Origin of the sequence: Achromobacter sp. 2789STDY5608615 (assembly GCF_001298995.1) — a bacterium.
Taxonomy (GTDB): domain Bacteria; phylum Pseudomonadota; class Gammaproteobacteria; order Burkholderiales; family Burkholderiaceae_B; genus Achromobacter; species Achromobacter insuavis.
This window is the reverse complement of record NZ_CYTY01000039.1, coordinates 30,288-54,350: the sequence shown is the minus strand read 5'-3', so window position 1 is coordinate 54,350 and position 24,063 is coordinate 30,288. Positions and strand designations below refer to the sequence as shown.

22 protein-coding genes and 1 tRNA gene are annotated in these 24,063 nt (G+C 65.9%); 9 read left to right on the top strand and 14 right to left on the bottom strand.

Annotated elements, in window-relative coordinates:
• A partial coding sequence (locus AOZ49_RS25625) for an aldo/keto reductase (protein ID WP_054478497.1) occupies positions 1 to 1,013 on the bottom strand: 1,013 nt, incomplete at its 3' end.
• A 314-nt stretch (positions 1,014 to 1,327) separates the two neighbouring features.
• Here AOZ49_RS25625 and AOZ49_RS25620 point away from each other — a divergent pair.
• The 3 genes from AOZ49_RS25620 (at position 1,328) to ycaC (ending at position 4,077) form a co-directional block, all read left to right on the top strand.
• Positions 1,328 to 2,263, top strand: a complete 936-nt coding sequence (locus tag AOZ49_RS25620; protein ID WP_054428348.1) for an AraC family transcriptional regulator — start codon at positions 1,328 to 1,330, stop codon at positions 2,261 to 2,263.
• Between the two features lie 99 nt (positions 2,264 to 2,362).
• Positions 2,363 to 3,334 (top strand): LysR substrate-binding domain-containing protein, encoded by a 972-nt coding sequence (locus tag AOZ49_RS25615; protein WP_054478505.1) that lies wholly within the window; start codon positions 2,363 to 2,365, stop codon positions 3,332 to 3,334.
• 119 nt (positions 3,335 to 3,453) lie between these two features.
• Positions 3,454 to 4,077: an isochorismate family cysteine hydrolase YcaC gene (gene ycaC / locus AOZ49_RS25610; protein WP_054428349.1), complete on the top strand. Its 624-nt coding sequence runs from the start codon at positions 3,454 to 3,456 to the stop codon at positions 4,075 to 4,077.
• A gap of 16 nt (positions 4,078 to 4,093) precedes the next feature.
• Here ycaC and AOZ49_RS25605 read toward each other — a convergent pair whose 3' ends face one another.
• Positions 4,094 to 5,239, bottom strand: a complete 1,146-nt coding sequence (locus tag AOZ49_RS25605; protein WP_054428351.1) for a sterol desaturase family protein — start codon at positions 5,237 to 5,239, stop codon at positions 4,094 to 4,096.
• 258 nt (positions 5,240 to 5,497) lie between these two features.
• Between AOZ49_RS25605 and AOZ49_RS25600 the strand changes: the two genes are divergently transcribed.
• The 3 genes from AOZ49_RS25600 (at position 5,498) to AOZ49_RS25590 (ending at position 6,989) form a co-directional block, all read left to right on the top strand.
• Complete coding sequence (locus AOZ49_RS25600; RefSeq protein ID WP_054428352.1) at positions 5,498 to 5,722, top strand: YdcH family protein; 225 nt, start codon at positions 5,498 to 5,500, stop codon at positions 5,720 to 5,722.
• Between the two features lie 291 nt (positions 5,723 to 6,013).
• Positions 6,014 to 6,265 (top strand): hypothetical protein, encoded by a 252-nt coding sequence (locus tag AOZ49_RS25595; protein WP_054428354.1) that lies wholly within the window; start codon positions 6,014 to 6,016, stop codon positions 6,263 to 6,265.
• Positions 6,266 to 6,386: 121 nt separating this feature from the next.
• Positions 6,387 to 6,989 carry a LysE/ArgO family amino acid transporter gene (locus AOZ49_RS25590; protein ID WP_054428356.1) on the top strand — a complete coding sequence of 201 codons (603 nt, stop codon included), beginning with the start codon at positions 6,387 to 6,389 and terminating at the stop codon, positions 6,987 to 6,989.
• Here AOZ49_RS25590 and AOZ49_RS25585 read toward each other — a convergent pair.
• Positions 6,970 to 7,446, bottom strand: a complete 477-nt coding sequence (locus tag AOZ49_RS25585; protein ID WP_054478495.1) for a carboxymuconolactone decarboxylase family protein — start codon at positions 7,444 to 7,446, stop codon at positions 6,970 to 6,972. The genes AOZ49_RS25590 and AOZ49_RS25585 overlap by 20 nt on opposite strands.
• Before the next feature lie 204 nt (positions 7,447 to 7,650).
• Here AOZ49_RS25585 and AOZ49_RS25580 point away from each other — a divergent pair, with 204 nt between their 5' ends.
• Positions 7,651 to 8,172 carry a hypothetical protein gene (locus AOZ49_RS25580; RefSeq protein ID WP_054478493.1) on the top strand — a complete coding sequence of 174 codons (522 nt, stop codon included), beginning with the start codon at positions 7,651 to 7,653 and terminating at the stop codon, positions 8,170 to 8,172.
• Here AOZ49_RS25580 and AOZ49_RS25575 read toward each other — a convergent pair.
• Both AOZ49_RS25575 and AOZ49_RS25570 read right to left on the bottom strand, forming a co-directional pair.
• Positions 8,135 to 8,671: a hypothetical protein gene (locus AOZ49_RS25575; protein ID WP_054478491.1), complete on the bottom strand. Its 537-nt coding sequence runs from the start codon at positions 8,669 to 8,671 to the stop codon at positions 8,135 to 8,137. The two genes, AOZ49_RS25580 and AOZ49_RS25575, sit on opposite strands and share 38 nt — an antisense overlap.
• Before the next feature lie 130 nt (positions 8,672 to 8,801).
• A tRNA-Pro gene (locus AOZ49_RS25570) sits at positions 8,802 to 8,878 on the bottom strand.
• Positions 8,879 to 9,034: 156 nt separating this feature from the next.
• On the opposite strand from AOZ49_RS25570, the gene AOZ49_RS25565 reads away from it, so the two are divergent.
• On the top strand, positions 9,035 to 10,390 hold the full coding sequence (locus tag AOZ49_RS25565; RefSeq protein WP_054478488.1) for an MFS transporter: 1,356 nt from the start codon (positions 9,035 to 9,037) through the stop codon (positions 10,388 to 10,390).
• Positions 10,391 to 10,544: 154 nt separating this feature from the next.
• On the opposite strand, the gene pstB is transcribed toward AOZ49_RS25565, so the two are convergent.
• The 5 genes from pstB to ppk1 all read right to left on the bottom strand — a co-directional run bounded on the left by pstB (position 10,545) and on the right by ppk1 (position 16,908).
• Positions 10,545 to 11,321, bottom strand: coding sequence for a phosphate ABC transporter ATP-binding protein PstB (pstB, locus tag AOZ49_RS25560; RefSeq protein ID WP_006385463.1), 777 nt, complete (start codon positions 11,319 to 11,321; stop codon positions 10,545 to 10,547).
• Between the two features lie 47 nt (positions 11,322 to 11,368).
• The gene (gene pstA, locus AOZ49_RS25555) at positions 11,369 to 12,223 is read right to left on the bottom strand and encodes a phosphate ABC transporter permease PstA (protein ID WP_080977466.1); all 855 of its coding nucleotides are present in this window, start codon (positions 12,221 to 12,223) and stop codon (positions 11,369 to 11,371) included.
• 23 nt (positions 12,224 to 12,246) lie between these two features.
• The gene (gene pstC, locus AOZ49_RS25550) at positions 12,247 to 13,263 is read right to left on the bottom strand and encodes a phosphate ABC transporter permease subunit PstC (RefSeq protein ID WP_006390677.1); all 1,017 of its coding nucleotides are present in this window, start codon (positions 13,261 to 13,263) and stop codon (positions 12,247 to 12,249) included.
• 137 nt (positions 13,264 to 13,400) lie between these two features.
• Positions 13,401 to 14,441, bottom strand: a complete 1,041-nt coding sequence (gene pstS, locus AOZ49_RS25545; RefSeq protein ID WP_006390678.1) for a phosphate ABC transporter substrate-binding protein PstS — start codon at positions 14,439 to 14,441, stop codon at positions 13,401 to 13,403.
• Between the two features lie 391 nt (positions 14,442 to 14,832).
• A complete protein-coding gene (gene ppk1, locus AOZ49_RS25540; protein WP_054478486.1) occupies positions 14,833 to 16,908 on the bottom strand; it encodes a polyphosphate kinase 1 in 2,076 nt (691 codons plus the stop codon).
• A gap of 219 nt (positions 16,909 to 17,127) precedes the next feature.
• On the opposite strand from ppk1, the gene ppx reads away from it, so the two are divergent.
• Positions 17,128 to 18,615 carry an exopolyphosphatase gene (gene ppx / locus AOZ49_RS25535; protein ID WP_054428414.1) on the top strand — a complete coding sequence of 496 codons (1,488 nt, stop codon included), beginning with the start codon at positions 17,128 to 17,130 and terminating at the stop codon, positions 18,613 to 18,615.
• A gap of 180 nt (positions 18,616 to 18,795) precedes the next feature.
• Here ppx and AOZ49_RS25530 read toward each other — a convergent pair whose 3' ends face one another.
• The 4 genes from AOZ49_RS25530 to ftsH form a co-directional block, all read right to left on the bottom strand.
• Positions 18,796 to 19,599, bottom strand: a complete 804-nt coding sequence (locus AOZ49_RS25530) for a GNAT family N-acetyltransferase (protein WP_054428415.1) — start codon at positions 19,597 to 19,599, stop codon at positions 18,796 to 18,798.
• 216 nt (positions 19,600 to 19,815) lie between these two features.
• Positions 19,816 to 21,159 carry a phosphoglucosamine mutase gene (glmM, locus tag AOZ49_RS25525; protein ID WP_054428416.1) on the bottom strand — a complete coding sequence of 448 codons (1,344 nt, stop codon included), beginning with the start codon at positions 21,157 to 21,159 and terminating at the stop codon, positions 19,816 to 19,818.
• On the bottom strand, positions 21,156 to 22,001 hold the full coding sequence (folP, locus tag AOZ49_RS25520) for a dihydropteroate synthase (RefSeq protein WP_054428417.1): 846 nt from the start codon (positions 21,999 to 22,001) through the stop codon (positions 21,156 to 21,158). Before folP ends, glmM begins: the two co-directional genes overlap by 4 nt.
• An 18-nt stretch (positions 22,002 to 22,019) precedes the next feature.
• Complete coding sequence (gene ftsH, locus AOZ49_RS25515; RefSeq protein ID WP_006390684.1) at positions 22,020 to 23,918, bottom strand: ATP-dependent zinc metalloprotease FtsH; 1,899 nt, start codon at positions 23,916 to 23,918, stop codon at positions 22,020 to 22,022.
• Positions 23,919 to 24,063 lie beyond the last annotated feature (145 nt).

The window sequence follows — 24,063 nt, the reverse complement described above, 5'->3', positions numbered from 1 at the left end:
CGGAACTCGCCCTGGCGCGTGAACATCCAGCCCGGATACTCGGGCGGCAGCGCGCTTACCTGATCCAACGCCGCCAGCTCGTCGTCCGTCAGACGGATCGCCGTGGCCGCCAGGTTGTCGTCGAGCTGATCGACGCGCTTGGCGCCGATGATGACGCTGGTGACCGCCTTCTGGTGCAGCAGCCAGGCCAGCGCCACCTGCGCCACCGACACGCCGCGCGCGTCGGCCACCCGGCGCAAGGCGTCGATGCTGTCGAAAGCGCGTTCGCGGTCGACCGGCGGGAAGTCGAACTGGGCGCGGCGATCGCCGGCGGCGGCCTGGCCGTCGCGGCTGTACTTGCCGCTGAGCAGGCCGCCCGCCAGCGGGCTCCACACCATCAGGCCCACGCCCTCGCTTTGCAGCATGGGCACGATCTCGCGCTCCAGGTCGCGCCCGGCGATGGTGTAGTAGGCCTGCAGCGATTCGAAGCGGGCCAGGCCCAGGCGCTCGGCGATGCCCAGCGCCTTCATGATCTGCCAGGCCGCCCAGTTGGACACGCCGACGTAGCGCACGTGGCCGTGTTGCACCAGGTTGTCGAGCGCCCGCACGGTTTCCTCGATCGGCGTGGCCGGATCGAAACCATGGATCTGGTAGAGGTCGATGTGGTCCAGCTGCAGGCGCGCCAGGCTCTTCTTGACGCCCTCCATGATGTGGACGCGCGAATTGCCCCGGGCGTTGACGCCCGCGCCGGTCTGGCCGAACACCTTGGTGGCGACGACGACGTCGTCACGCGCCACCTTCAGGTCGCGCAGCGCCTGGCCGGTGATCACCTCGGAACGGCCCTCCGAATACACGTCGGCCGTGTCGATGAGGTTGACGCCCGCCTCCAGCGCGCGGCCCACCAGGCGGTTGGCGTCCTCCTGCTGCAGGGCGCCGATCTTGCTCCACAGTTCGCCTTCGCCGCCGAAGGTCATCGTGCCCAGGCACAGTTCCGAGACGAACAGGCCGGTGCTGCCGAATTTCTTGTACCGCATCATTGCACTCCTTCCAGGGCGCGGCGCGGCGGCCGTCCCGGGATGGGCGGCGCCGGCATGGCCGGGGTGAAAACAGTATGCGTCGCCGGCGTCGGCGGATGGATGCTCGATCCTGCCCTTTTTTTGCCCGATTCTCTGACCGTCGACCGGCCTGGTGCGGGACGCGCCCGATCCTCCGCATTTTTTGCCTATTTCTCCGCACTCCGCTCGACACACGCCCGCACAAGTTCTGCCTGGGTCTACACTCGACATCGCCTGATTCTCCGGCGGCCCGCGCCACGCGCGCGCCAGGCCGCCTTGCCCGGAGCCCGCCCATGCCTCCCGCCGACCACACCCCCAATCCCGTCTTCGAGCCCGCCCGGCACGAATTGCTGTGCCTGCTGGAACGCATGACCGGCACGCTGGAAGGTTCCCTCGACACGCCCATCGAGGGCCTCTTCCTGCACCGCCTGTCACAGCCGACCGGCCCCAAGCCCGGCCTGCAGAAGGCCGCGCTGGCGGTCATCGCCCAAGGCTCCAAACGGATCCTGATCGGCGAGGAGACCTACGAGTACGACCCGTTCCACTACCTGATTTCGTCGGTCGACCTGCCGGTGGTGGCCAAGGTGTCCGTGGCCAGCCCGACCCTGCCCTACCTGGGGCTGCGGCTGGACCTGAATCCCGAAGAGATCACCGAGCTGATCAGCGACGAGAACCTGCCGCCGCTGGTGCCGGCCGAATCTTCGCGCGCGCTGTGCATCAACCCGCTCGGCGGCACGCTGCTGGACGTGATGCTGCGCATGCTGCGGCTGCTGGACACGCCGCGCGACATCCCGATCCTGGCGCCGATGATCAAGCGCGAGCTGCTGTACCGCCTGCTGATGAACGGCCAGGGCGTGGTGCTGCGCCAGACGGTGCTGCAGGACAGCCAGCTCAACCGCGTCGCCAAGGCCATCCGCATCCTGCGCGACAACTACGCCCTGCCGCTACGGGTCGAGGAAATCGCCCGCGACGTCCACATGAGCGTGTCGTCGCTGCACCATCATTTCAAGCAAGCCACGGCCATGAGTCCGCTGCAGTACCAGAAGCACCTGCGGTTGCAGGAGGCGCGCCGGCTGATGCTGACGGACGACGCCGGCGTGGCGCTGGCCGCCCACGCCGTGGGCTACGAGAGCTCGTCGCAGTTCAGCCGCGAATACAGCCGCCTGTTCGGCACCCCGCCCCTGCGCGACAAGCAACGCTGGAAGGACGAGGCGCTGGCGGCTGCCTGATCCTCCGGCGCACGGCCGCCGCCATCTCGCGGCGATGGCCGGCTCGGCCGCAATCGGCGATATGCTTGGGGATTGCCCATCGCGGAGGCCGGCGCGCCCATGCAAGACCTGAACGATCTCTACTACTTCGTCCAAGTCGTGCGCAACGGCGGCTTCGCGCCGGCCGGACGCGCCCTGGACATCCCCAAGTCCCGCCTCAGCCGGCGCATCGCGCTCCTGGAAGAGCGGCTCGGCGTGCGGCTGATCCAGCGTTCGACGCGCACCTTCGCCGTCACCGAACTGGGCCAGGAGTATTTTGAGCAATGCCTATCCATGCTGGCGGGCGCCGAAGCGGCGCAGGACGTCATCGACCGCACCCACGCCGAGCCGCAAGGCACCATCCGCATGAGCGCGCCGCCCGCGCTGATCTACTACTTCCTGGGCGACGTGGTAGCGCGGTTCATGGAAAAGTGCCCCAAGGTACACGTCTACATGAAGAGCTTCAGCCGCCCCGTGGACGTGCTGCGCGAGGGCTATGACCTGGCGGTCCGAGTGCGCTTCGGCGCCATCGAGAGCAGCGACCTGGTGATGAAGCATCTGGGCATCGGCCGCCAATGCCTGGTGGCCAGCCCCGAGCTGGCCCGCAGCCTGCCCGCCGGCGCCGATCCGCAGTTGCTCGGCCAGATGCCGACGCTGGCGCTGGGCGTCGAACAGCGCGAATGCCGCTGGAAACTGGATGGCGTCGATGGCGCGCGCGTCGAGGTGCCGTTCTCGCCCAGGCTGGTGACGGACGACATGCTGGCGCTGAAACAGGCCGCCCTGCGCGGCGTGGGCATCGTGGCGCTGCCGCTCCTGATGATCCACGAGGAGCTGGATGCCGGGCGCCTGGTCAACGTCGGCGGCCCCTGGCAGCCCGAGCAGGGCAACGTGCACGCCGTGTTTCCCTCGCGCCGGGGATTGCTGCCGGCGGTGCGCGAACTGCTGGACTTCATGGCGGACGAATATGACCGGATTGCCGAGCAGGAGGCGTCGACCCAGCAGCGGCACGCGTCACCGCTGTCATGGCTGCCACAGGCATCGTCCGAAAAATAGAACGCTGCGGATCAGTTTGGTGTACTACCGATGTATTCGGCTTGTATTTAGGATGAAGGCTCTCTCGGTTACCCCACCCCGGCGGCCACCGGCCCGCCATCCCCCAACGGAGCAAAGCCATGACCAAACCCTACGTGAAGCTGGACAAGAACGAAGCAGCGGTGCTGCTGGTGGACCACCAGGCCGGCCTGCTGTCCCTGGTGCGCGACTTCCAGCCCGACCAGTTCAAGAACAACGTGCTGGCGCTGGCCGACCTGGCCGCCTATTTCAAGCTGCCCACCATCCTGACCACCAGCTTCGAGGATGGCCCCAACGGCCCGCTGGTGCAGGAACTCAAGGACAAATTCCCCAAAGCGCCGTACATCGCCCGCCCCGGCAACATCAACGCCTGGGACAACGAGGACTTCGTCAAGGCGGTCAAGGCCACCGGCAAGAAGCAACTGATCATCGCCGGCGTGGTGACGGAAGTGTGCGTGGCCTTCCCCGCCCTGTCGGCGCTGGAGGAAGGCTTCGACGTGTTCGTGGTGACCGACGCCTCGGGCACCTTCAACGAAGTGACCCGCAACGCCGCCTGGAGCCGCATGGAACAGGCCGGCGCGCAACTGATGTCGTGGTTCGGCGTGGCCTGCGAACTGCATCGCGACTGGCGCAATGACATCGAGGGCCTGGGCACGCTGTTCGCCAACCACATTCCCGACTACCGCAACCTGATGGCCTCCTACTCGGCCACCAAGGGCAAGTAAACCGCGACGCGCGGGCCTACTTCTTGCGGAAGGGGTAGGCCTGCTGCGCCAGGAACGTGCCCGGCATGTCGTTGTCGAGGATGCCGTAGTTCTCCGGCAGGCGCTTGCCCGTGCCGCGCACCGCGGTGCCGAACAGGTAGTCGATGAACGACAGGTGGGCCGCGTAGTTGCGGTCGATCGCCTCGGTGTCCGACGAGTGATGCCAGTGGTGGAAGTCCGGCGTCACGATGATGTAGCGCAGCCAGCCCCACGGCAGCTTGACGTTCGAGTGGATCAGCACCGCCTGGAAGCCGACGATGATGATGTAGGCGTCCAGCACCGGCTTGGAGAAGCCCAGCGCGAACAGCACGCCCAGCACCGCCACGCGCGTGATCAGCAGCTCGACGATGTGCAGGCGCGAGCCGGCGAGCCAGTCGAGCGTGCGGGTGCTGTGGTGCACCGCGTGGATGCGCCACAGGAACGGCACCTCGTGATACGCGCGATGCGCGGCGTACTGCACTAGGTCGGCCACCAGCACCGCCACGAACAGCTCGGCCAGATACGGCAGCGACTGGATCGCCTGCTGCAGCGGTTCGTACGCCGCCCACGAGAACAGCCGGTGCACGAAGAAGTTGATGCACAGCAGCACCGCTCCCACCGAGAGGTGGTTGAACAGGAAGTGCTTCATGTCCACCTGCCACTCGCCGCGGAACACCGGTTGCCCCGGATAAAGCGGGAACAGCTTTTCGAAGATGATGAACACGGTGCTGGAGGCCAGCAGGTCGAGGATGAACCAGTCCAGGCCCAGGTAGGGATGGTGGCCGGTGTTGGACGTGGTCACCACCACCTGGCTGCCGCCGGCGGCGACCGCGCCGCACACCAGCACGAACGCGGCGATGTTGAGCCAGCGCTGGCGGCCGAACACGATGTTGGTCAGGGCGATGGTGCCGGACGCCAGCAACGCCGCGAACAACAGCGTGCGCATCGCGTCGACGGTATAGAAGGTGCGCAGTTCGGGCGTCGTCAGATACGCCGGAAAATGGAATGCCAAGACGCCCAGGACCGACAGGATCGCCAGGAACAGCGCGATCACGCCAGTGATCATCCCGGTGCCCGGGTGGATGCGGCCGTCCTGCTTGAACAAGTCCAGGACCCGGCGATGGATGGACGCGCGCTGATTCATTTCACTTTTATGGCAGACCACGGGGAAGCGAGTGTATCCCCCGCCTCCAAAAGCCATGTAAAGAAACGTGAGGAGATAAGACCAACCGATCTTCGCCCGCCCCCCCTTGCGCCGTGTCAATTCTCGCGCACCGCCGCGGCCGCGTCGGGTTGACTTTGAAGGGCCATTGCGCTGTCATGGAACCGACAGCTCATTTACGGGCCGGCCCGCCGGCCCCGCGCAGCCCCCCCCTTCAACCGGATCACGCAAGAGGCCGTCATGTTCCCTGAGTATCGCCAACTGATTACCCGCCTGAAAGCCGAAAACGGACATTTCTCCGCCCTGTTCCAACGCCACAACGACCTGGACCAGGAAATCAAGAACATGGAGGCGGGCATCGTGCCGGCCTCGGACACCAACGTCGAAGTCCTGAAAAAGGAAAAGCTGCTGCTCAAGGACAAGCTCTACAGCCTGCTGCGCGCGGCGGATCAGAACGCCGGCTAGCCTGGCTTCACGGATTCCCCTGCGACAAGGCGCCCATCCACGGGCGCCTTTTTGTTGCCCGCCTCCCACGCAGCGCTCATCGCTCGGTCCGAGTTTCGGCCACCACGCCGCTCCGCGGGTGAATGAGTCCGGCAACAGGATCCGCGTTTCCCCGGTCGGCTTGGGCCGCCATGCGATCCCGGCCCCGCCGCCCTCGCGCACTGCCCGTTCCGGCGCACTTGCTGACATTAAGCTGAATAAATAAAATCGCCGCATACGGCCGCCCGTCGGCCGCGTGAACAGGATGCCAAGGTGCAAGACAGAGATTTCAAGGCAGGCGAGGCCGTATCGCCAGTGACCGGCTGGGCCATGATGCCGCTGGTGGAACACGATTCACTGTTGCTGCGATTGGACTTCCTGACCGACCCATCGCCCGCGGCCGCCACGCGCAGCGAACGAGGCCGCGTCTATGCCGTGACCTCCGAGCAACTGCAACTGTTGCTCGATTCATTACAGGCCCAGCTCGCCAAGCTGCAGCCCGGCCAGGGCGGCCCGCGCCATTGAGCCGGGGCGGCGCCATGACGCCGCCACCCAATCTTCAGGATTGCTAAAGATAGATTAGGATCTTTAGATTCTCTAATTACACTGCAACCGCTAGTCTGTCGCCCTTGATTCAGGGTACGACATGACCAGCGCCTTTTTCCCCGGTTTTTTCCTCAGCCTCAGCCTGATCCTCGCGATCGGCGCGCAGAATGCCTTCGTCCTGCGGCAAGGCCTGCGCCAGGAACACGTCTTCGCCGTCTGCCTGGTCTGCGCCGTGTCGGACGCCGTGCTGATCGCCGCGGGCGTGGCCGGCTTCGGCCTGGCGTCGAACGCCCTGCCCTGGCTGGAGCCGGTGCTGCGCTACGGCGGCGCGCTGTTCCTGCTGACCTACGCGGCGCGCAGCTTCCGCTCCGCGCTGCGCAACCACGGCAGCCTGACGCCATCGTCGCGCCAGGCCGCCGGGCTGGGCGCCACGCTGGCGACCTGCCTGGCCTTCACCTGGCTCAACCCGCACGTCTACCTGGATACCGTGGTCCTGCTGGGCTCGATCTCCAGCCAGTACGAGGGCCGCAAGGTGGCCTTCGCGCTGGGGGCCATGACAGCCTCGTTCGCCTTTTTCTTCACGCTGGGCTTCGGCGCCCGCCTGCTTCGGCCGGTGTTCGCCAGCCAGACCGCCTGGCGGATACTGGATGCCCTGGTCGGCCTGGCCATGCTGGCGATCGCGGTCAAGCTGCTGTGGCCGTAACGGCGGCCTTGCGGGCGGCGGCCGGCGTATTGCGGAACGTGACGCCCAGGCGGTTGAACGCATTCATCAGCCCGATGGCATAGGCCAGGTCCGCCAGTTCCTTGTCGCTGAATTCGGCCGCCGCGGCCGCATAGTCGGCATCCGGCACGCCGGTTTCGGCCACCCGCGTCACGCATTCGGCCCAGGCCAGCGCGGCCTGTTCGCGGGCGCTGAACACCGCGCCGCCTTCGCGCCACACCGGCACCAGCACCAGCTTGTCCACCGTCACGCCCTGCTTGAGCAGGTCGCGGCTGTGCATGTCGATGCAGTAGGCGCAGCCGTTTATCTGCGAGACGCGCAGGTACACGAGGTTGACCAGCGCCTCCGGCAGGCCGCATTGGCGCAGATAGGCGTGAACGGCGCCGAAGGCCTTGTAGCCCTCCGGGGCGGCTTGGGCATAGTCGAGGCGATGACTCATGATGAAAGTCCTGATAACTGTGTGTCGAAGGCTCCATGCTGCGCCCGCGCCGCGTTTTGCGGTAGATCCAAGAACCGGGTTCCGGCGTGGGCCATGTCGCCGCGGAGCGGCGCCAGCCCCGGCGGCGCCTGGAGTATCCTGCGCGACAGCACAGCACGCCGCCACGCGGCGCCAACGGTTCGACCGGACACAAGGAACCCCCGCATGAAACGCCTCCTGCCCCTGGTGTTTTCCCTTCTCGCCTGGCCCGCCCACGCCGCCTGCCCGGCGCCGGCGGAGTGGGCACGCACGTTCCAGCAGGCGCACGCCGACTTCCACGTCGCGCCGGACCGCGACGAACCCTCGCTGTTCACCCCGGCCTTCGACGCGGCCTTGCGCCGCGAATGGAACTACGCCCAGGGCGAGGTCGGCCATCTCGACTACGATCCCTGGCTCGGCGCGCAGGATGGCGAGATCGGAGGCAAACCGGTGTTCGAGACCGAATCAGAAACCCGCGGCACCGCGATCGTGGCGATGCGCTACCCCTTCGTGCTGGAACCCGGCGGCCCGCGCACCCCGCAGGTCGTGCACCTGGTGCTCAAGCGCGAGGCGTCGCAATGCTGGCGCCTGGACGACTTCATCACCCCGCTGGGCGATTCGCTGCAACGGTTGTATGCGGCGCGCGAGGACACGCCCCAGGAACACAAGCCTACGAGTCCGCCTGCTGCCGATACGCACGCTCGTTAGCCTCATCCTTGTCGATGACCCAGACCATGAACATGCAGGCAAGGAGCAGGCCGAAGCCGATCCAGACCATGGCGGCGGGCGCGGCCTCCCGCCCCTGACGGATATCCGCGACGACTTTATCCGGCGACACCAGCAGCCGTCCGTCGTGTTCCATCAACAGGACGCGCCGGTTGCTGAAGAACGGATAGACCGACTGCTTGAACCAGACGATCTTCAGCTTTTCCCCCTCCATCGCCTCACGCACCTGCGCGACCTTACCGACGAAGCAATTGGGGCTTGCGTAAGCCGGCCCCGCACAGACATATTCCTGCCCGTCCACCACCAGCAACGCCGCGCGTGATTTGCCGACGGACTTGAACGTCGCGAGCCCTTCCGTGATACGTATCTCGGACTGTTCGGGAAAGCGCAGCTTCATATCGTAGATGCGCGGCAGGATCAGCCCCGCGAAGAAGACCAGGCAGAGGACGGCCACCCAGGTTGTCCGAGGATGGGCCTGCATGTGCCGCCATATCGTCCGTATTTTCATGCGACGGCAATATAGGCATGCGGGATGACGGGCCGATGACGCCTGCCGCGCGCCCAAATGCGCAAGGCCTTGCAGACGGATGCCTGCAAGGCCTTGATTGGATTGGTCGGGGCGGCGGGATTCGAACTCGCGACCCTCTGCTCCCAAAGCAGATGCGCTACCAGGCTGCGCTACGCCCCGAGGGTCGCAACTATACCAGATACCGGCGCGCCCCCGGCAAATCCCGGCAGGCCACGCCCGCGCAACGCGCAGCCCGGCGATCCCCTGATTGACACCTATATAGTTGAAGCATAAATTAATTCGACATACCTAATAACGACATTCATCGGGAACCACATGGCCAACGCCTCCTCTCCATCCGCCTGGGCCACGCCCACGCGGACCACCTACACCGTATTGTTCGTCTGCTGGCTGGCGATCCTGTTCGAGGGCTACGACGTCGGCGTCATGGGCGCGGTGCTGCCCGCCCTGGCCGACGACAAGAGCTGGAACCTGACGCCGATCGAACTCGGCATGCTCGGCAGCTACGCACTGGCGGGCATGTTCGTCGGCTCGTTCGCCGTCGGCACGCTGTCCGACCTGCTGGGCCGCCGGCGCATGCTGCTGGCCTGCGTGACGCTGTTCTCGCTGACCATGATCGGCGCGGCCTGGGCGCCGACGCCGACCTGGTTCGCCACCTTCCGCTTCATCGGCGGCCTGGGGCTGGGCGGCGTGATCCCGGTGGCGGCGGCGCTGACGATCGAGTATTCCCCGCCCGCCAAACGGGGCTTCAACTACGGCGTGATGTATTCCGGCTATTCGCTTGGCATCCTGTGCTCCGCCGCGGTGGCCATGGCCGTGCTGCAGCACTGGGGCTGGCGCGCGGTGATCCTGGTGGGCGCGGCGCCGCTGCTGCTGGTGCCGGTGCTGGCGCGCCTGCTGCCCGAATCGCTGGAATACCTGCTGGCCAAGGGCGACGAGGCCGGCGCCCGCGGCGTGGCGCAGCGCCTGGGCATCGCCTCGCTGGAACCGTTCCGTCCGCGCGAAGTGACGGGTGAAAAGACCACCTGGCGCGATGTGATGGCCGCGGTGTTCGCGCCGCGCCACCTGCGGGCCACGCTGTGCTTCTGGGGCGCGCTGTTCCTGGGGATGATGCTGGTGTATGGCCTGAACACCTGGCTGCCGCAGATCATGCGCAAGAACGGCTACGACCTGGGCTCTAGCATCTCGTTCCTGCTGGTCTTCAGCCTGGCGTCGGCCATCGGCGGCCTGGTGCTGGGCCAGTTCGCCGACAAGAGCGAGCCGCGCAAGATCGTGGCGCTGTTCTACCTGGTGGGCGCGATCGGCATCTACTGCCTGACCTACAACAATCCGCTGGCGGTCAATTACCTGTGGGTGGCGCTGGCCGGCATCGGCAGCATTTCGTCGTCGCTGATCCTGACCGGCTACCTGGCCGGCTACTACCCGGCGCACGCGCGCGGCGCGGCCACCGGCTGGGCGCTGTCGTTCGCCCGCATCGGCGCCATGAGCGGCCCCATCGTCGGCGGCTATCTGGCGGGATTGAAATTGCCGCTGGCCTGGAACTTCATCGCCTTCTCGTGCGCGGCGGTGCTGGCGGCGGTGTTCGTGATCCTGATTCCGGGCCGCTACGCGGGCGGCGCGCCGGCACGGCCGGCGGCCGGCACGCGGCCCGTGGAGCAACAACAGTCCTGACACGTCGATTGTCCGGCACCGCGACGCTCGCCGCGGAATCGGACTGACGGAAACGACAACGGCGCACCAAAAGGTGCGCCGTTGTTTCGCATGGGATCCGTGCCGGACCGCGCCGCCTGCCGGTTGCCCGCCAGGCTTGCGCTGCGGCGGACGATCAGCCGAAACGGCCGGTGATGTAGTCTTCGGTTTCCTTGCGCGACGGCTTCACGAAGATCTGGTCGGTCTGGCCGAATTCCATCAGCTCGCCCAGGTACATGTAGGCCGTGAAGTCCGAGCAACGGGCGGCCTGCTGCATGTTGTGGGTCACGATGACGACGGTGTAGTCGTTCTTCAGTTCGGCGATCAGTTCCTCGATCTTGGCGGTCGAGATCGGATCCAGCGCCGAACACGGCTCGTCCAGCAGCAGCACTTCCGGCTTGATGGCCACGCCGCGCGCGATGCACAGACGCTGTTGCTGGCCGCCCGACAGGCTGTTGCCGCTCTGGTGCAGCTTGTCCTTCACTTCATTCCACAGCGCGGCCTTGCTCAGCGCCCATTCCACGCGCTCGTCCATCTCGCCCTTGGACAGGCGCTCGAACAGACGCACGCCGAAGGCGATGTTGTCGTAGATGCTCATGGGGAACGGCGTGGGCTTCTGGAACACCATGCCGACCTTGGCGCGGATCAGCGAGATATCGGTCTTGGCCGTCAGCAGGTTTTCGCCGTCCAGGATGATTTCGCCCTCGGCGCGCTGGCCCGGGTACAGCTCGAACATGCGGTTGAAGGTGCGCAGCAGCGTCGACTTGCCGCAGCCCGACGGGCCGATGAAGGCGGTGACCTTCTTCTCCTGGATCGACATGTTCACATTGCGGATCGCATGGAACTTGCCGTAGTAGAAGTTCAGGTTCTTGACCTCGATCTTGTTCTTGACGGCGGTAGCGGTGTTTTCCATTTGGTTTCCCTAGGTCCGGCGCGGCGGGCGCGCCGGCAAAGCGATCTTTACTTGCGGAACATGTTGCGGGCAATGATGTTGATGCCCAGCACCAGCAGCGTAATCAGGGTGGCGCCGGCCCACGCCAGGTCGTTCCAGTCCTTGAAGGGGCTGGCGGCGTATTGGTAGATCACGACCGGCAGGTTGGCCATCGGGCCGTTCATGTTGGTCGACATGAACTGGTTCGACAACGCCGTGAACAGCAGCGGCGCGGTTTCGCCCGAGATGCGGGCGATGGCCAGCAGCACGCCGGTGATGATGCCGGTCTTGGCGGCGCGATAGCACACCAGGGTGATCATGCGCCACTTGGGGCAGCCCAGCGCGGCCGCGGCTTCGCGCAGGCTGTTGGGCACCAGCAGCAGCATGTTGTCGGTGGTGCGCACCACCACCGGGATCACCAGGATCGACAGCGCGATGGCGCCGGCCCAGCCCGAGTAGTGCCCGACCTGCGCCACGTACACGGCGTAGATGAACAGACCGATGATGATGGACGGCGCCGACAGCAGCACGTCGTTCAGGAAGCGCGTGGCCGGCGCCAGCCAGCCACGCTGGCCGTATTCGGCCAGGTAGGTGCCGGCCAGGATGCCGACCGGCGTGCCGATCAGCGTGCCCACGCCCGCCATCATCACGCTGCCGAAAATGGCGTTGACCAGGCCGCCGGACTGCCCCGGCGGCGGCGTGATTTCGGTGAAGAGCGTGTACGACAGCGCCGGCGCGCCCTTGAACAGCAGGGTCTGGATGATCCAGAACAGCCAGAACAGCCCGAACACCAGCGTGGCCAGCGAGATGGTCAGCATGATGCGGTTGACCACCCGGCGCCGGCGATACACGCCGTTCTGCATATTGAGTACGGATACAGCCATGATCTTTTCCTTGTGCGGCGGGATCAGGATTTCTTGCCTTCACCGGCCGACAGGCGGACCAGCAGCATCTTCGCCAGGGCCAGCACGATCGTGGTGATCAGGAACAGGATCAGGCCCAGTTCCAGCAGCGCCGACTTCTGGATGCCACCGGCTTCATTGAATTCGTTGGCCAGCGCCGAGGCGATCGAGTTGCCCGGCGAGAACAGCGAACCGGACCACTTGAAGGCGTTGCCGATCACGAAGGTCACCGCCATGGTCTCGCCCAGCGCGCGTCCCAGGCCCAGCATGATGCCGCCGATGACGCCCGACTTGGTGAAGGGCAGCACCACGCGCCACATCACTTCCCAGGTCGTGCTGCCCAGGCCGTAGGCCGATTCCTTCAGCATCGCCGGCACCAGTTCGAACACGTCGCGCATCACCGCGGCGATGAACGGGATGATCATGATCGACAGGATCAGGCCGGCGGTGAAGATACCGATGCCGAACGGCGGCCCGGCGAACATGCCGCCAATGATGGGCACGCTGCCCAGCGTGGCGATCAGGAACGGCTGCACGTACTGCTGGAACACCGGCACGAAGACGAACAGGCCCCACATGCCGTAGATGATCGACGGAATCGCCGCCAGCATCTCGACCGCGGTGCCCAGCGGGCGGCGCAGCCAGGTCGGCGACAGTTCGGTCAGGAAGATGGCGATGCCGAACGACACCGGCACCGCGATGATCAGGGCGATGGCCGAGGTCAGCAGCGTGCCGATGATGGGCACCACCGCGCCGTAATTCTGTTTGACCGGATCCCAGTCGTTCAACCACAGGAACGACAGGCCGTACTTGGCCAGCGATTCGCGGCTGCCGTAGATCAGGGATACCAGGATCGCCGCCAGCAGAATGAACACCAGGAAGGCGAACAGGCGGGTCAGGTTCTTGAACAGCGCATCCATCAGCGCGTTTTTATTTTGCTTCATAGGCGAAGGCGTGCCGGTAGTCACGGAATCCGCCACGCTGGGCGGGAGCGGCACACTATTATCCATTACCGCGCTCATGGATGGACTTTCCTTAGGAAACCTTGGGGGAAACTACAGGTGGGTCCGGGAGACCCGCCCTGGTAGCCGGCGGACCGGATACCAGGGCAGTTGGCCGATGCCGGCGCGGGGCGGAGCCGCCGCGCCAGGCACCTGCCTTACTTCCAGACGGCCTTGCCGTCGGCAGCCTTGACCTCGCCCCAGGCGGCGCGGATTTCCTTGGTCACGGCGTCGGGCAGCGGCACGTAGTCCATGGCTTCAGCCGACTTGGCGCCGTTCTTGAAGGCCCAGTCGAAGAATTCCAGGACAGCCTTGCCCTGAACCGGCTTGTCTTGCGACTTGTGGATCAGGATGAAGGTGGCGGCGGTGACGGGCCACGAATCGGCGCCCGGCTCGTCGGTCAGGACCACGCCCATGCCAGGCGCGCTCTTCCAGTCGGCGTTCGCGGCAGCGGCGGCGAAGGCCTTCTGTTCCGGCTGGACGAACTTGCCGGCCTTGTTCTGCAGTTGCGTCCAGGCCAGCTTGTTCTGCTTGGCGTAGGCGTATTCGACGTAGCCGATCGAGTTCTTCAGCTGGCCGACGTAGGCGGCGACGCCTTCGTTACCCTTGCCACCCTGACCCACGGGCCACTTGACGGCCTTGCCTTCGCCGACTTGTTCCTTCCACTCCGGCGACACCTTGGACAGGTAGTTGGTCCAGCCGAAGGTGGTGCCCGAGCCGTCCGAACGGTGCACGACGATGATGTCGGCCGAGGGCAGCTTCACGTCGGGGTTCAGCGCCTTGATGGCGGCGTCGTCCCACTTCTTGATCTTGCCCAGGAAGATGTCGCCCAGGACCTTGCCCGACAGCTTCAGCTTGCCCGGCTCGACGCCGTCGATGTTCACCACGGCAACCGTGCCGCCGATGACGGCCGGGAATTGCAGCAGGCCGTTCTTTTCCAGGTCAGCCGCCTTCATGGGATCGTCCGAAGCGCCGAAATCGACGGTCTTGGCGATGATCTGTTGCTGGCCGCCGCCCGAACCGATCGACTGGTAGTTCACGGCGTTGTTGGTCGCGGCCTTGTAGTCCGACGCCCACTTGGCGTAGATCGGGTACGGGAACGAAGCGCCGGCGCCGGTCACATCGGCGGCCTGGACGGCAAAAACGGCGGCGCTCAGCGCGACACCCAGGGAAACTTGTTTGAAGACACGTTTGAACATCTTGGTTCCTTCTGTGCTCGTTAGAGGAGTCTTTGGCAGGCTTTCTACTGCCTGTCTTTCAGCGACCCTCGCATCTTAGAAGCCCAACGTGACAAGATAGTGACAGTCATAAACCCCCCCCGGAGCGCTGCGCGCTTCCCCCCCAGGGGGGCGCCGGTGGCGGACCGGCGGAGCCGGATCCGCGCGGCCTGGCTTGGGAGGGGGGTGGCCTGGGGGGTGGTTTTCTGACGGTGATGAGGGTTGGGGACGGATGGTTTGGCTCGGGGGGAGCCTGCGTCGAGCGGCTTGGCTTTGTCTGGCGGATCTGGGGGACGGATAGGAAAGGCCCCGCTGGGCGGGGCCTGGTTCCGTTTCCGCATGGCCTGCGCGGAAGGGGTAAGGACGGGCGGGGCTATACGCCCAGCTTCTGCATCAGGTACTGGTGCAGGTTGAACGGCTCGCGGCGGCTGCGCACGCGGACGTAGTCGCCGTCGGCCTGTTGCTGCCAGGCCAGCTGGTTGTCGCGCAGCGCGAAGGTGAAGGCTTCGTCGATGACGCGCTTCTTGAGCGTCTTGTCGTAGATCGGGAAGGCGATTTCCACGCGGCGGAAGAAATTGCGGTCCATCCAGTCGGCCGACGACAGATACACCGTCTCGGCGCCCTCGGCGTAGAAATAGAACACGCGCGAGTGCTCCAGGAAGCGGCCGACGATGGAGCGCACCCGGATGTTCTCGGACAGCCCCGGCACGCCGGCGCGCAGCGCGCAGACGCCGCGCACGATCAGGTCGATCTTCACGCCGGCCTGGCTGGCCTTGTAGAGCTCCTCGATGATCTGCTCTTCCAGCAGCGAGTTCATCTTGGCCATGATGCGCGATCGCTTGCCCGCCTTGGCGGCGCGGGCCTCGGCGCGGATCAGCGCCACCATACCCTCGTGCATGGTGAACGGCGACTGCATCAGCGACTTGAGCGAGCGGCGCGCCCCCAGGCCGGTCAGCTGCGCGAACACCTTGTCCATGTCCTCGCACAGCTTGGGATCGGCGGTCAGCAGGCCGAAATCGGTGTACAGCCGCGCGGTGCGCGGGTGGTAGTTGCCGGTGCCCAGGTGGGCGTAGCGGCGCAGGCGGCCCTTTTCGCGCCGCAGCACCACCGCCATCTTGGCGTGGGTCTTGTGCGCCACCACGCCGTAGACCACGTGCGCCCCCACCTCTTCCAGCTTGGAGGCCCAGTTGATGTTGGTCTGCTCGTCAAAGCGCGCCATCAGCTCCACCACCACCGTCACTTCCTTGCCGGCGCGCGCCGCGGCCAGCAGGATCTTCATCAGCTCGGAATCCTCGCCGGTGCGGTAGATGGTCTGCTTGATGGCCATCACGTCCGGATCCAGCGCGGCGGCGGTCAGGAAGTCGATGACGGGCTGGAACGACTGATAGGGATGGTGCAGCAGGCGGTCCTGCTCGGCCACGGCCTCGAACAGCTCGGCCGGCTTGTCGCCGATGCGGTCGAACGGCGCCGGCACCGGCGCGCGGTAGTCGGGGAACAGCAGGTCGGGCCGGTTGGGCGAGTTGCACAGCTGCATCAGGCGCGACAGGTTCACCGGACCCGGCACGCGGTAGGTGTCCTCGGCCTTGAGCGAGAACTCGCGCTGCAGGAAGGTCTCCAGCTCGACCGGCGTCAGCTTGTCGATCTCCAGGCGCACGGCGGCGCCGAAGTTGCGCTGCGACAGCTCGCCCTGCAGGGCGTGGCGCAGGTTGGTGACTTCTTCCTCGTCCACGAACAGGTCGCTGTTGCGCGTCACCCGCCACTGGTAGCAGCCCAGCATCTCCAGCCCCGGGAACAGCTCGCCAACGAAGGCGCGCAGCAGCGAGGTCAGCAGGATGTAGCCTTCCGGATGGCCGGACAGCTCCGGCGGCATCTTGATCAGGCGCGGCAGCGCGCGCGGCGCCTGCACCACGGCGATCGAGGCCTGGCGGCCGAAGGCGTCGGCGCCGGACAGCGAGACGATGAAGTTCAGGCTCTTGTTGTAGACCCGCGGGAACGGGTGCGCCGGGTCCAGCCCGATCGGGGTCAGCAGCGGCATCACGTCGCGGTTGAAGACCTCGCGCGCCCATTCCTGCTGCTCTGCGTTCCATTCCGACGCATGGTGCAGCGCGATACCCTCGGCCTGCAGCGCCGGCAGGATGGCGTCGTTGAGCAGCGCGTACTGCCGTCCCACCAGTTCGTGCACCGCCTGCTGCACGTTCTCGAACGCCTGGTCCGGCGTCATGCCGTCCGGGCCGACCGAGTTGGGCGACTGGCGTTGCTGCTCTTTCAGGCTCGAGATCCGGATCTCGAAGAATTCGTCCAGGTTGGAACTGACGATACAGACATAGCGCAGCCGTTCGAGCAGGGGCGTACTGGGATTCTCAGCCATCGCCAGCACGCGTTCGTTGAATTTGAGCAGCGACAACTCGCGATTCAGGAGCAAGGGCTCGGCGGGCGGGCGTGTGGTCATACCGGATTCCATACGTAGGGAGAGCGTGGAGTTTTACTGCAAAATAGTGACGGTTCTATGACACAACGCCAAATGCGTAGCGTACGACAAAACCGGGACGCATGGAGCATGGTCTCCCGCCGCCAACTGCCTGTTCCATAAGCGAAAACCCGCAGCGGAAGGCGCTGTCATATGGGGTCTCTATAATCAGGCCACCTCACAGCCAATATTACGAGCCGCATGGATCAACTTCTGGCCGCCGTGGACCTCGGGTCCAACAGCTTCCGCCTCTCCATCGGACGCATCGTTCAGCAGGACGGTACGCCCCAGATCTACCAGATCGATCGCCTCAAGGAAACCGTCCGGCTCGCCGCCGGGCTGGACGCCGAAAAACGCCTCGGCGACGACGCCATCGAGCGCGCCATCGCCGTCCTGGAACGTTTCGGCGAACGCCTGCGCAGTTTCCATCCCAACCGCGTGCGCGCGGTCGCCACCAACACCTTCCGGGTGGCGCGCAATACCCGCGATTTCCTGCCCCGGGCCGAAGCCGCCCTGGGCTTCCCGATCGAAGTCATCGCCGGCCGCGAAGAGGCCCGCCTGATCTTCTCGGGCGTGGTCCACACCCTGCCGCCCTCGCCCAACAAGCGCCTGGTCATCGACATCGGCGGCGGTTCCACCGAAGTCATCATCGGCAAGGGCCACGAACCCGGCCTGATGTCGTCGCTCTACATGGGCTGCGTCAGCTACAGCCGCCAGTTCTTCTCGGACGGCATCGTCGACGCCCACCAGATGAAACAGGCCGAACTGGCCGCGCGGCGCGAGATCGAAGTCATCGCCAAGCAGTACCGCAAGACCGGCTGGAAGGAAGCCTACGGCTCCTCCGGCACCGCCAAGGCGCTGTACGCCATCCTCACCGAAGGCGGCATGTCCGAACGCGGCATCACCCGCGCCGGCCTGAGCAAGCTGAAAGACCGCATCGTGCGCGCCGGCCGCGTCATCCCGTCCGAGCTGCCCGGTATCAAGGTCGAGCGCGCCGACGTGCTGCCCGGCGGGCTGGCCATCATGAGCGCGCTGTTCGACGAACTGGGCATCGACGTCATGCACACCGGCGACGGCGCGCTGCGCCTGGGCGTGCTGTATGACCTGCTGGGCCGCGACGACGAGCACGACAAGCGCGACGAGTCGGTGCGACAGTTCATGAAGCGCTATCACGTCGACGTCAATCAGGCGCGCCGTGTGCACCGCGCCGCGCTCAGCCTGTTCGACACGATGATGCCCGAAGGCGCCGAACGCGCCGAACTGCGCGCCGCCCTGGGCTGGGCCGCCGACCTGCACGAAGTGGGCCTGTCGATCGCCCACAACGCGTACCACAAGCACACCGCCTACGTGCTCGAGAACGCCGACATGCCGGGCTTTTCGCGCGCCGACCAGCAACTGCTGGCACTGCTGGCGCTGGGCCACCAGGGCAAGCTGAGCAAGCTCGAGCCGCTGGTGCGCAACCGCGCCCAGTGGATCGCCATTCTCAGCCTGCGGCTGGCCGTGCTGCTGTTCCGCCGCCGCGGCGAGATCGACCCCCTGCCCCTGACCGCGTCCATGCGCAACGACTCCATCGTGGTGCGCGTGAACCGCGACTGGCTCGCGCAACACCCGCTCAGCGACTTCACGCTGCGCGCGGAAGAAGCCGAATGGTCGAAGGTGGGATTCTCGTTCGAACTGCTCGAGTTCTGAATCGCGTCCTGAAAACAGCACGGCCCCGGACAAGTCCGGGGCCGTGCGGCGAAGCAGGCTTCAGGCGCTAGAACGGCGAGAGATCAGTCTCGCGTTCGAGCTGCTTGAGTTCCAGGCGGAATGGCCGCGTTGCCCGCCGAATCAGTCTGATCTTCATACGGCGGAACAAGCGGCGCATGATCAGCGCTGACCGTTGGCCGTGGGTTGATCCAGGCCGAAATGGCGGCGGTAACGCTCGTCCATGCCGTCCATCTTCAGCAGCACCGGGAAGTCGGCGGCATTGAAATCCGGGTCCCAGGCAGGTTCGCCGCAGACCGTTGCGCCCAGCTTCAGGTAACCCTTGATCAGCGGCGGCACACGGGCCGGCAGCGTGCTGTTGAGCTTTTCCACCGGGTAGCGGTGCAGCGGCGTCACGTGCGGCTGGCCTTCTTTCGGCAGCTGCTTGGAAATGGTGCGCCACACTTCGGCGGCGGTGACGCCGTCGTCGCGCAGGCTGACGCTGGCGCAGCCCAGCACGTACTGGTAGCCGCCGCGGCGCAGGTATTCCGCCAGGCCGGACCACAGCAGCATGATGACCGCGCCGTTGCGGTAGTCGGCGTGGGTGCACGAGCGCCCCACTTCCACCAGTTCGTCGCGGATCGGGCCGAGGCCCGCCAGGTCGAATTCGGATTGCGAGTAGTAGCCGCCGGCCTCGCGCGCCTTTTCGGGCGTGAGGATGCGGTAGGTGCCCACGACACGGCCGGTGTCGAGCTCGCGCACCATCAGATGCTCGCAGAAGGGATCGAAGCGGTCGTGCTCGATTCCGTCCTGGGCATCGGGAAAGACCGCGCCCATGTCTTCGGTGAAGACGTCATAGCGCAGGCGCTGGATCTGTTCAATTTCCTCGGCCGTGCGCGCCAGGCCGACCACCAGCACCCGTGCGGCGGGGCCCGTCCACGGTTCTGTAGCATTACGGCTTGGGTTGATGCGTGCTAGTTCCAGCATTGCGCGAAGCTCCTAGAGAGTCCGGTCAGTTTGGACGCCCTGTATGTCAAAGACTTGACCAATATGTTACGTGACTATGAAGTTTAGTTCGGAGCGGTGCGGCCTTAATCCCGCAAAGTTCGACAAAACTTTACAAAACAATACTTATTTCTCACAAACAATGGCCATTCATCGCAAAGCAATGAATGGCCATGTCTGGTCCCGGTGGATTTGGCGTTATCCCAGGCTGGCCGCCAGTTTCTCGGCGGAGGTCACGGCCAGGGTTTCATCCTCGGCCTCGACCATGAGACGCAGCTTGGGCTCGGTGCCCGAGGCGCGGATCAGGACGCGGCCGCGGTCACCCAGTTCGGCCTCGACCGCCTGGCGCGCGGCGGTCAGGCCCGGATGGGTCTTCCAGTCCTGGCCCGGCGTCAGCGGCACGTTGATCATCTTCTGCGGGTACATGCGCAGGTCCTTGATCCACTCGGCCATCGAGACATGGTTGCGGCGCAGCGCGGTCAGCACCTGCAGCGCCGCCACGATACCGTCGCCGGTGGAGTGGCAGTCCAGGCACAGCAGGTGGCCGGAGCTTTCGCCGCCGTAGAGCCAGCCGCGCGCCTGCATCTGTTCCAGCACGTAGCGGTCGCCCACGTTGGCGCGCTCGAAGCCCACGTTCAGGCGTTGCAGCGCGCGCTCGAAGCCGAAGTTGGTCATCAGCGTGCCGACCACGCCGTCCACCTTGCCGCGCTGCATGCGCTCGCGCAGGATGGCGTACAGCAGCTCGTCGCCGTTGTAGATGCGGCCGTCGCCGTCCACCATCTGCAGGCGGTCGGCATCGCCGTCCAGCGCGATGCCGAGCTGGGCGCCGCGCGCCTTCACTTCCTTGGCCAGTTGCTCCGGGTGCAGCGCGCCCACGCCCTTGTTGATGTTGAAGCCGTCCGGGTGCACGCCGATGGCATGCACTTCGGCGCCCAGCTCGCGGAACACGTGCGGCGCGATGTTGTAGGCGGCGCCATGGGCGGCGTCCACCACGATCGTCATGCCGTTCAGGTCCAGATCGTTGGGGAAGGTGCTCTTGCAGAATTCGATGTAGCGGCCCTGGGAGTCCGACATGCGGCGCGCGCGGCCCAGTCCTTCGGAACTGACACAGCCCAGCGGCTCGTCCAGGGCGGCCTCGATGGCGGCCTCGATCTCGTCGGGCAGCTTCATGCCCTGGGCCGAGAAGAACTTGATGCCGTTGTCCTGGTAGGGATTGTGCGAAGCGCTGATCACGATGCCGGCGACCAGGCGCAGCGCGCGGGTCAGGTAGGCCACGGCGGGGGTGGGGATCGGGCCGGCCAGCAGCACGTCGATGCCCGCGGCCGACAGGCCGGCTTCCAGCGCCGACTCCAGCATGTAGCCGGAGATGCGGGTGTCCTTGCCGATCACGACCTGCGGGCGGCTGCCGCCGCGCACCGCGTGTTCACGGGCCAGCACGCGGCCGGCGGCGTAGCCCAGGCGCAGGGCGAATTCCGCGTTGATCACCGGGCCGCCGACTTCGCCGCGCACCCCGTCGGTACCAAAATACTTGCGTTGAGTCATGAAGTGATTGCTCCTTGTTCGGCCGCCTGCCAGACCTTGAGCGCGTCGACCGTGGCCGCCACGTCGTGCACCCGCACGATCGAGGCGCCACGGGCCACACAGGCCAGGGCGGCGGCAATGCTGCCAGCCAGCCGGTCGCCGACCGGCCGGCCGGTGGCCTGGCCGATCATGTTCTTGCGCGACAGGCCGATCAGCAATGGATAACCGCCGCTGCGCAGGCTGGACAGCCGGCGCAGCAATTGGAAGTTCTGGTCGGCGGTCTTGCCGAACCCGAAACCGGGGTCCAGCACGATGCGTCGGGGGTCGATCCAGGCGGCGCGCAGCTTCTGTGCGCGCGCCCCCAGGAAGAGTCCGATTTCGCCGATCAGGTCGGAATATTCGGGCGGCGTCGCCTGCATCGTGCGCGGCTCGCCTTTCATGTGCATGACGCACAGCCCGCAGCGCGACTGCGCCACCGCCTCGATGGCGCCGGGCTGCCGGAAGCCGTAGATGTCGTTGATCATGTCGGCGCCGGCATCCAGCGTGGCGCGCATGACCTCGGGCTTGAAGGTGTCGATCGACAGCGGCACGCCGCAGTCGCGCAGCGCCTCGATCACTGGCAGCAGCCGGTCCAGTTCGTCGGCGACCGACACCGGATCGGCGCCGGGCCGCGTCGACTCGCCGCCCAGATCGAGGATCTGCGCGCCTTCGTCGATCAGGCGGCGCGCATGCGCCACCGCGGCGTCGGTATCGTCGTGCTGGCCGCCGTCGGAAAACGAATCCGGCGTGACATTGACGATACCCATGACAAGCGGGCGCTCGAGATCAAACTCGAAGCGCCCGCAAAGGAAGTTATTCGCCATAACTCAGGACGAAAGACCTCAGACCGCGGCTGCCGTGTTACCGCCGGCGGCCAGGCCGGTCGGAGGCGTATCAGACGTATCCGACGGGCCTTGCGGCGTCTTCGGGGGACGCGGGGGGCGGCCCTCGATGATGTCGTTGATCTGGTCGGCGTCGATGGTTTCCCATTCGAGCAGCGCGGCGGTCATGACTTCGACCTTGTCGCGGTTGTCTTCCAGGATCTTGCGCGCGACGCCGTACTGCTCGTCGATGATGCGGCGGATCTCGGAATCCACCTTCTGCATGGTGGCTTCGGACATGTGCGTGGTCTTGGTCACGCTGCGGCCCAGGAAGACCTCGCCTTCGTTCTCGGCGTAGACCATCGGGCCCAGCTCGTCGGTCATGCCGTAGCGCGTGACGATGTCGCGGGCGATGGCCGTGGCGCGTTCGAAGTCGTTCGAGGCGCCGGTGGTCATCTGGTCCATGAAGATCTCTTCGGCGATACGGCCGCCGAACAGCACCGCGATGGTCGACAGCAGGCGGCTCTTGTCCATGCTGTAGCGATCGGTCTCGGGCAGCTGCATCGTCACGCCCAGCGCGCGGCCGCGCGGGATGATGGTGACCTTGTGGACCGGGTCGGTCTTGGGCAGCAGGCGGGCAACGATGGCATGGCCGGATTCGTGGTACGCGGTGTTCTTGCGTTCCTCTTCGGGCATGACGATCGAGCGGCGCTCGGCGCCCATGATGATCTTGTCCTTGGCCTTTTCAAAGTCGGACATATCCACCGTGCGGCCATTGCGGCGCGCGGCGAACAGGGCGGCTTCGTTGACCAGGTTGGCCAGGTCGGCGCCCGAGAAGCCCGGGCAGCCGCGCGCCAGGATGGTCGCGTCGACGTTGGGCGACAGCGGCACCTTGCGCATGTGGACCTTCAGGATCTGCTCGCGGCCGCGGATGTCGGGCAGCGGCACCACGACCTGGCGGTCGAAGCGGCCCGGACGCAGCAGCGCCGGATCCAGCACGTCGGGACGGTTGGTGGCGGCGATCACGATGACGCCCTGGCCCGACTCGAAGCCGTCCATTTCCACCAGCATCTGGTTCAGTGTCTGCTCGCGTTCGTCGTTGCCGCCGCCCAGGCCGGCGCCACGCTGGCGACCGACGGCGTCGATTTCATCGATGAAGATGATGCAGGGCGCGTGCTTCTTGGCGTTCTCGAACATGTCGCGCACGCGGGCCGCGCCCACGCCGACGAACATTTCAACGAAGTCCGAACCGGAGATGCTGAAGAACGGCACCTTGGCTTCGCCGGCGATGGCCTTGGCCAGCAGCGTCTTGCCGGTACCGGGCGAGCCGACCATCAGCACGCCGCGCGGAATGCGGCCGCCCAGCTTCTGGAACTTGCTGGGGTCGCGCAGGAAGTCGACCAGTTCCTGGACGTCTTCCTTGGCTTCATCGCAGCCGGCCACGTCGGCGAAGGTGATCTGGTTGGTGTTCTCGTCGAGCATGCGGGCGCGCGACTTGCCGAAGCTGAACGCGCCGCCCCTGCCGCCGCCCTGCATCTGGCGCATGAAGAACACCCACACGCCGATCAACAGCAGCATGGGGAACCAGGACACGAAGATGCTCATCAGCAGCGACTGCTCTTCGCGCGGCTTGCCCGACACCTGCACGCCGTACTTGAGCAGGTCGGAGACCATCCAGAGGTCGCCCGGCGAGGTCAGCGTGTAGGCGCGGCCCGCGTCCGGCGTGACGTAGAGCACGTCGCCGCCAGGGCCACCTTGCACGTCCACCTTGCGGATACGGCCCGCTTTGGCGTCATCCATGAACTGCGTGTAGGTCACGCCGTCCTGGGTCTGCGCGCGTCCGTCGAACTGCTTGAAGACCGTGAATAGCACAAGGGCTATCACCATCCAGACGGCGACTTTCGAAAATGAATTATTCAAGGTCGATCTCCTGCTTTCGATTCCGACCGGCGACCGCGCACCCGCATATGGCACAGTCACAAGTATGTCAATAGCCCATTCTACCCTGTCGGACCGGGTTGCGTCCTGGGAAGGGGCGGGGCCGCTAAGTTACGTCTGATTCGTG

Bases quoted from the DNA above. Each gene is read 5' to 3' on its own strand.
- ppk1 (WP_054478486.1), bottom strand. From the start codon at position 16,908: ATGACCACACGCCCGCCCGCCGAGCCCTTGCTCCTGAATCGCGAGTTG.
- AOZ49_RS25590 (WP_054428356.1), top strand. From the start codon at position 6,387: ATGACCAGCGCCTTTTTCCCCGGTTTTTTCCTCAGCCTCAGCCTGATC.
- pstS (WP_006390678.1), bottom strand. From the start codon at position 14,441: ATGTTCAAACGTGTCTTCAAACAAGTTTCCCTGGGTGTCGCGCTGAGC.
- ppx (WP_054428414.1), top strand. From the start codon at position 17,128: ATGGATCAACTTCTGGCCGCCGTGGACCTCGGGTCCAACAGCTTCCGC.
- AOZ49_RS25580 (WP_054478493.1), top strand. From the start codon at position 7,651: ATGAAACGCCTCCTGCCCCTGGTGTTTTCCCTTCTCGCCTGGCCCGCC.
- AOZ49_RS25530 (WP_054428415.1), bottom strand. From the start codon at position 19,599: ATGCTGGAACTAGCACGCATCAACCCAAGCCGTAATGCTACAGAACCG.
- glmM (WP_054428416.1), bottom strand. From the start codon at position 21,159: ATGACTCAACGCAAGTATTTTGGTACCGACGGGGTGCGCGGCGAAGTC.
- pstC (WP_006390677.1), bottom strand. From the start codon at position 13,263: ATGAGCGCGGTAATGGATAATAGTGTGCCGCTCCCGCCCAGCGTGGCG.
- AOZ49_RS25600 (WP_054428352.1), top strand. From the start codon at position 5,498: ATGTTCCCTGAGTATCGCCAACTGATTACCCGCCTGAAAGCCGAAAAC.
- folP (WP_054428417.1), bottom strand. From the start codon at position 22,001: ATGGCGAATAACTTCCTTTGCGGGCGCTTCGAGTTTGATCTCGAGCGC.
- AOZ49_RS25620 (WP_054428348.1), top strand. From the start codon at position 1,328: ATGCCTCCCGCCGACCACACCCCCAATCCCGTCTTCGAGCCCGCCCGG.
- ycaC (WP_054428349.1), top strand. From the start codon at position 3,454: ATGACCAAACCCTACGTGAAGCTGGACAAGAACGAAGCAGCGGTGCTG.
- AOZ49_RS25585 (WP_054478495.1), bottom strand. From the start codon at position 7,446: ATGAGTCATCGCCTCGACTATGCCCAAGCCGCCCCGGAGGGCTACAAG.
- AOZ49_RS25575 (WP_054478491.1), bottom strand. From the start codon at position 8,671: ATGCAGGCCCATCCTCGGACAACCTGGGTGGCCGTCCTCTGCCTGGTC.
- AOZ49_RS25615 (WP_054478505.1), top strand. From the start codon at position 2,363: ATGCAAGACCTGAACGATCTCTACTACTTCGTCCAAGTCGTGCGCAAC.
- AOZ49_RS25605 (WP_054428351.1), bottom strand. From the start codon at position 5,239: ATGAATCAGCGCGCGTCCATCCATCGCCGGGTCCTGGACTTGTTCAAG.
- AOZ49_RS25565 (WP_054478488.1), top strand. From the start codon at position 9,035: ATGGCCAACGCCTCCTCTCCATCCGCCTGGGCCACGCCCACGCGGACC.
- pstA (WP_080977466.1), bottom strand. From the start codon at position 12,223: ATGGCTGTATCCGTACTCAATATGCAGAACGGCGTGTATCGCCGGCGC.
- pstB (WP_006385463.1), bottom strand. From the start codon at position 11,321: ATGGAAAACACCGCTACCGCCGTCAAGAACAAGATCGAGGTCAAGAAC.